Annotated in this window: 6 protein-coding genes; 4 read left to right on the forward strand and 2 right to left on the reverse strand. The window is 36.8% G+C overall.

What is annotated here, in order from left to right:
- The first annotated feature begins 107 nt into the window (after positions 1-107).
- The 3 genes from hisS to der are packed head-to-tail and all read left to right on the forward strand — an operon-like array spanning position 108 to position 3,407.
- On the forward strand, positions 108-1,376 hold the full coding sequence (hisS, locus tag BBROOKSOX_RS08630) for a histidine--tRNA ligase (RefSeq protein WP_139661048.1): 1,269 nt from the start codon (positions 108-110) through the stop codon (positions 1,374-1,376).
- Positions 1,373-1,990 (forward strand): YfgM family protein, encoded by a 618-nt coding sequence (locus BBROOKSOX_RS08635; protein WP_139661051.1) that lies wholly within the window; start codon positions 1,373-1,375, stop codon positions 1,988-1,990. The genes hisS and BBROOKSOX_RS08635 overlap by 4 nt, the downstream gene beginning before the upstream one ends.
- Before the next feature lie 19 nt (positions 1,991-2,009).
- Entirely contained in the window at positions 2,010-3,407 is a 1,398-nt protein-coding gene (gene der / locus BBROOKSOX_RS08640) for a ribosome biogenesis GTPase Der (RefSeq protein ID WP_139661053.1), read from the forward strand.
- A gap of 16 nt (positions 3,408-3,423) precedes the next feature.
- Here the strand turns inward: der and BBROOKSOX_RS08645 are convergent, their stop codons facing one another.
- Positions 3,424-3,579, reverse strand: coding sequence for a hypothetical protein (locus BBROOKSOX_RS08645; RefSeq protein WP_180323938.1), 156 nt, complete (start codon positions 3,577-3,579; stop codon positions 3,424-3,426).
- Between the two features lie 121 nt (positions 3,580-3,700).
- Here BBROOKSOX_RS08645 and BBROOKSOX_RS08650 point away from each other — a divergent pair, with 121 nt between their 5' ends.
- Positions 3,701-4,444 (forward strand): polysaccharide deacetylase family protein, encoded by a 744-nt coding sequence (locus BBROOKSOX_RS08650; protein WP_257607821.1) that lies wholly within the window; start codon positions 3,701-3,703, stop codon positions 4,442-4,444.
- A gap of 213 nt (positions 4,445-4,657) precedes the next feature.
- On the opposite strand, the gene BBROOKSOX_RS08655 is transcribed toward BBROOKSOX_RS08650, so the two are convergent.
- Positions 4,658-5,392 (reverse strand): glycosyltransferase family 25 protein, encoded by a 735-nt coding sequence (locus tag BBROOKSOX_RS08655; RefSeq protein ID WP_139661056.1) that lies wholly within the window; start codon positions 5,390-5,392, stop codon positions 4,658-4,660.
- Positions 5,393-5,662 lie beyond the last annotated feature (270 nt).

Raw genomic sequence — 5,662 nt, forward strand, 5'->3', positions numbered from 1 at the left:
TTTCATAAAATTGTCAAGTTGGTGAAAAATGGCGTTTTGATGATTATTCATATTTATGCAAAGGTCTCTCATAGTAAAATACACCCAATTTATTATTTAACTTAGCAATGTCGAACAAAATCAACGCTATCCGTGGAATGAACGATTGTCTACCCAAAGACTCTCATTTGTGGCTATCGTTAGAAAAAATCATCTTTGATACCTTTATTACTTATGGCTTTAAGAATATCCGCACCCCAATCGTGGAAAAGACGGATACTTTTTGTCGTGCAATTGGTCAAACAACAGACATTATTGAAAAAGAAATGTACACTTGGACGGATTCAAATGGCGATTTATTAAGCCTTAGACCCGAGAATACCGCAGGTGTGGTGCGTGCAATGATTGAGCACAATCTACCAAGAGAAGGCATTCAAAAAGTCTTTTATCAAGGCGCAATGTTTAGGCACGAGCGCCCTCAAAAAGGTCGTTACCGTCAGTTTCATCAAATTGGTGCTGAGGTATTCGGTGCGCATAACGCAAAGAGTGACGCTGAATTAATTGCCATCACCCATTCATTGTGGCAAAACTTAGGTCTAAAGAATATCACTTTAGAAATCAACACACTTGGCTCTAACGAGGCGCGCGCCAACTATCGTAGCGTATTGGTTGACTATTTCACGCAGCACAAAGACCAGTTAGACGAAGATTCTAGCAGACGCCTAAAAACCAATCCACTCAGAATTCTAGATTCTAAAAATAAAGATTTACAACCATTAATTGAAGCAGCACCTAAATTAATGGCGCATCTAGATGAGGAATCTGCTAAGCACTTTGATGCGTTTAAAACCTATTTAGAGTGTATGGATATTCCTTATGTCATTAACACACGCTTGGTGCGTGGATTGGATTATTACAATCGCACTGTATTTGAATGGACCACCACTGACTTAGGTGCACAAGCCACGATATGTGCGGGTGGGCGCTACGATGGTTTGGTCGAAAAAATGGGCGGCAACCCTTGCCCCAGCGTTGGTTTTGCATTAGGTTTAGAGCGTTTGATTTTATTGATTCAAGAGCAAAATTTATCAATTACTGATCATGCACTGTCTGCTTATATCGTGGCATTAGGTGATGAGGCACAAATAAAATCATTGCAAATTTCTAAGCAACTCCATGAAGCATTACCAACACTAATCCTTTATAATGATATCACGATGGGTAGCTTTAAATCACAATTTAAAAAAGCCGATAAAGCAAATGCCGATTTTGCTATTATTTTAGGAGAAGAGGAGTTAAACAACAATCAAGTGGCAATTAAACCACTTAAAGGTCAAGGTAAACAACAAGAAATGCGTATAGAAGACGCAATAAACTATTTAAAAGGACAAATATGAAAAATTTTATTGAAGTAGGAAAAACCGACGAAGAGCAAGCCGAACAAATCAAAAAGTGGATTAAAGAAAATGCATTGCAGATTATTATGGGTGTGTCTCTGGGTTTAGGGGGGCTTTGGGGGTTTGATTATTATAAACAACAACAACATCAAGGTGCTATGCAAGCACGAGTTCACTACTTATCAGTGGTTGCTAACCCGGGTAATACCGATGCCTTAAAGGCGCTTAAAGAAAATCATGCTCAGAGTACTTACGCACAGCAAGCAGATTTAATAATGGCAAAACAAGCAGTCAACCAAGGAAATTATCAAGACGCGCTTAATTATTTATTACCATTAACCAACAGCACAAATGAATTTATCGCACAAAATGCAAAATTTAGAGCGGTCAATGTATATTTAGAAATCAATGATGCTGATAAAGCCCTTGACATATTAGGCGACAACACCAACAAAGCATTTAGTGCTTTGCATGACAATATCAAAGGTGATATTTATTTTGCACAAAACAACATTAAGGCGGCAAAAGAGCATTATCAATTGGCAATATCTCAATTAGGCGAGGATTCAAAGTTAATGCCTTTGATTCAAATCAAACTCAATGATTTGAACTAATTTCTAAGCATCTTTTATCATGTCCGTCATCTCTCTCGTTGGACGCCCAAATGTCGGTAAGTCCACCTTATTTAATCGTCTCAGTAGGTCGCGTCAGGCATTGGTGTCTGACTTTGAAGGCTTAACACGCGATCGTCAATACGGCGAAATTTTATTTGACGATGACAGCGAAACTTATGTCACCTTAATTGACACTGGCGGTCTAACCAATCAAGACAATATTATCGATAATGGCATCCAATTACAGGTGCTCAATGCTCTTGAAGAGTCTGATGTCATTTACTTTATTGTCAGTAGTCGAGATGGTGTGATTGGCTTAGATAGAGAGATTGCTATTCAATTACGAAAACTCAAAAAAGATATTGTTTTGGTTTGCAACAAAGCCGAAGGCTTAGACCCCTCTTTAGCAATAGAATTTTACGAGTTAGGCTTAGGTGAGCCACAACTCATCTCAGCAGAACACGGACAAGGGATTGGCGATTTAATTGATTACACCTTGGTGTTACTTCCAAAAGAAGAAGAGGGAGCACAGGAAGAGGAAGTTAAAGGTATTGCAGTTGCAGTTTTAGGTAGACCGAATGTTGGTAAATCTACCTTGGTTAATCGTATCTTAGGCGAAGAGCGCGTCTTGGCAATTGACTTGCCTGGTACAACCCGTGATAGCATCTACATCCCTTTTGAACGAGAGGGGCAAAAATACACACTAATTGATACTGCGGGCATTCGTCGTAAACGCTCTACGCATGAAAAGGTTGAAATATTCTCAATTTTAAAAGCTAAAGAAGCTGTAGAACGCTCTCATGTCGTGGTATTAGTCTTAGATGCACATGAAGGCATTACCGAACAAGATGCGACTTTATTAGGTATGAGTGCTGATAACGGTCGAGCCTTACTCATTGTGATTAACAAATGGGATGGGTTAGATGCTTATCAAAAACAAGAAGTAAAACGCAAATTAGAGGTTAAATTATCGTTTGTTAATTACGCCAGCGTGCATTACATCTCTGCTCTACATGGCTCAGGCGTTGGTAAGTTATTCGCCCCTATTATCAAAGCGTACCAAAATGCAGGTGCTGAGTTTAGCACCCCCGAACTCAACAAAATTTTGGCAGATGCCAACCATGGACACCAACCACCTCCTGTTAAAGGTAGGCGACTTAAGGTTAAATATGTCAATCAAACCGATGTATTTCCACCCACTTTAACCTTTCATGGCAACCATTTACAAAGCGTACCTAATGCTTACGACCGCTACTTAAAAAACTTTTTTATTGATGCCTTAAAACTTACCAATACACCAATGCATATTGAATATAAGAGTGGGGACAATCCTTTTAAAGATAAGAAAAATGTTTTAAATGCCAGACAAATTGCTAAGAAGCGTCGTTTAATGAAGTTTATTAAAAAGAAGAAATAAGCGCCTCCACCTTCTTTTATCTTGTTGAGACTTTTGCATCAGTAGGGATGATTAGCAAAATGACAAGTTTTGCCGACTTGGTGATTTTATGAAATATAGTCATAGCAAAGCTATGGCTGTGTTTCATAAAATTGTCAAGTTGGTGAAAAATGGCGTTTTGATGATTATTCATATTTATGCAAAGGTCTCTTGTTAACATATTGACGCTATATGTATTGATTATGACGCTATTTCCAACTTATTGGATGTAACAATCCTACAAACTTCGCATCTATTTTTTACTGGTTATTTAAATGGGTTTTATTTTACTGGATTGGTATAATTTATGCGATATGAATCATAAATCCATTCCAATCCTTATGTATCACAACATCGATCCAGTGCCAATAGGTACTACGATGCGAGGTTTGAATGTGCGACCTAAATTATTTAAGTCACAAATGTGGCTCCTAAAAAAACTGGGATATAAGGGGCTAAACATGACTGAGTTACAACCTTATTTAACGGGAAAAAAGCAAGGTAAGGTTGTGGGAATCACTTTTGATGATGGGTATAAAAATAATTTAATCCATGCACTGCCCATATTGAAAAAGTTTGGACATAGCGCCACATGTTATATTGTTAGTCAAAAGATAGGTGGTATCAATGAATGGGATATTGAGAAAGGTCTGCCAGAAAACCCATTAATGAGTGAAGATGAGATAAAAAAATGGATGAACGGAGGCATGGAGATTGGTGCACACACTCAAAATCATATTCATCTTTCTAATTGCGATATTGAAGTGGCAAAAACAGAAATTCAGCAATCTCAATCCGACCTTGAGAAGCGGTTTAATTGCCCTATTGATCATTTTTGTTATCCTTATGGGGATTACAATGATGAAATTGTCAATATGGTTGCTAAGGCAGGATATAAAACTGCAACCACTGTTCGTAAAGGTCGTGCAAATAACAAGGAAAATTTATTAGAATTGCCAAGAGTTGCCATTAGAAATAGGGCAATTTTCCCTATATTTTTTATAAAATTATTTATGTGAAAGCTCTACATAATGATGGATGATTAACAAAATGACAGATTTTATTAATTTGGACAATTTTTTTAAATCCACGCCTCTAGCAAGACTAAGTGTGTTTTTACCCCCAGAGGACTACTTGGTGTCGCTGGAAAAGTTTTCAAATTAATGGATTATTCATCATTATGCAAAGACCTCTATACAATAAAGAAAGTTTATTTCCTTCTGTTTATTTGGTTAATTTGATAACAGATTTTTAATAATAATCCACGCCCTCCACAAAGGGCGACCCAATTCTTTTTTCACTTTTGGTAATATTTTCTTTTTCTGGGTTGTAATTGTCGAACCCCCTACATCGCAATCTTGATGAGATAAGCAACCTATTTCCAAAGACCATGTTTGAACATTATGCTGCCAGAGCATTTGTTGTAGCGTATCAACAGGTGCTTTAAAATTTTGCATCTTATTTAAAAAAACTTGAGCTGCTAATTTTCCATAAATAGCCCCTAAGTTTCCAAGTGGTGGTGTTTGGTAGCGAATCAGTGTAATGCCATCAATATTTTTTCTTGCTTTTTCTATAACGCCTTTTTTGCCAGATAAATCAATAACAATATTTTCGTCTAAATTTTTAAACAAAGTATTAATTGTACTTTTAAAATTACCCTGTATTTTAATATCATCTTCTAATACAATACATGCCTTAGATCTATGCTCTGATATTATCTGCCAAGCACTATGCCAACTAAGAGCACAACCAATTTCCCCAGCAGATAAGGTCGTATAATGACTCCACGAACGCTTTGATTGCCGTTGGTAATACTGCAATGCTTCAACTTCAAGTTGACTACCATCAACTGCCACTATTCTTTCAAATGGCACTTCTGTCTTAGATAACTGCTCACTCATATAACACAGTCTATCAGGACTTCTGTCTAAGTTAATAATATAGATAGGGATTTCTTTTGTACTCATTGAATTTTTAAGTTATACATTATGGACATACACAACTGAATTGTTTGAATTTTAAGTATTTTACTGTAATCTTAAAAAATTAACTTCCCTTTAATCATGGATTTATGCTTAGCAATAAGCAGCAAGAATACAAAACAAATAATATGAGACCTTTGCATAAATAGGGATGATTAGCAAAATCCAATTTTTGCCCAATTGGTGATTTCTTTAAACCTTGTCCTAGCAGGGCTAAGGCTGGGTTTAAAAAATCGCCAAGTGGGTGAAAAGTGG

Source organism: bacterium endosymbiont of Bathymodiolus sp. 5 South, from assembly GCF_900128535.1.
Classification (GTDB): domain Bacteria; phylum Pseudomonadota; class Gammaproteobacteria; order PS1; family Pseudothioglobaceae; genus Thiodubiliella.

Excerpts from the sequence above, each read along its gene's own strand:
- hisS (WP_139661048.1), top strand. The coding sequence starts at position 108 with ATGTCGAACAAAATCAACGCTATCCGTGGAATGAACGATTGTCTACCC.
- BBROOKSOX_RS08635 (WP_139661051.1), top strand. The coding sequence starts at position 1,373 with ATGAAAAATTTTATTGAAGTAGGAAAAACCGACGAAGAGCAAGCCGAA.
- der (WP_139661053.1), top strand. The coding sequence starts at position 2,010 with ATGTCCGTCATCTCTCTCGTTGGACGCCCAAATGTCGGTAAGTCCACC.
- BBROOKSOX_RS08645 (WP_180323938.1), bottom strand. The coding sequence starts at position 3,579 with ATGAATAATCATCAAAACGCCATTTTTCACCAACTTGACAATTTTATG.
- BBROOKSOX_RS08650 (WP_257607821.1), top strand. The coding sequence starts at position 3,701 with ATGGGTTTTATTTTACTGGATTGGTATAATTTATGCGATATGAATCAT.
- BBROOKSOX_RS08655 (WP_139661056.1), bottom strand. The coding sequence starts at position 5,392 with ATGAGTACAAAAGAAATCCCTATCTATATTATTAACTTAGACAGAAGT.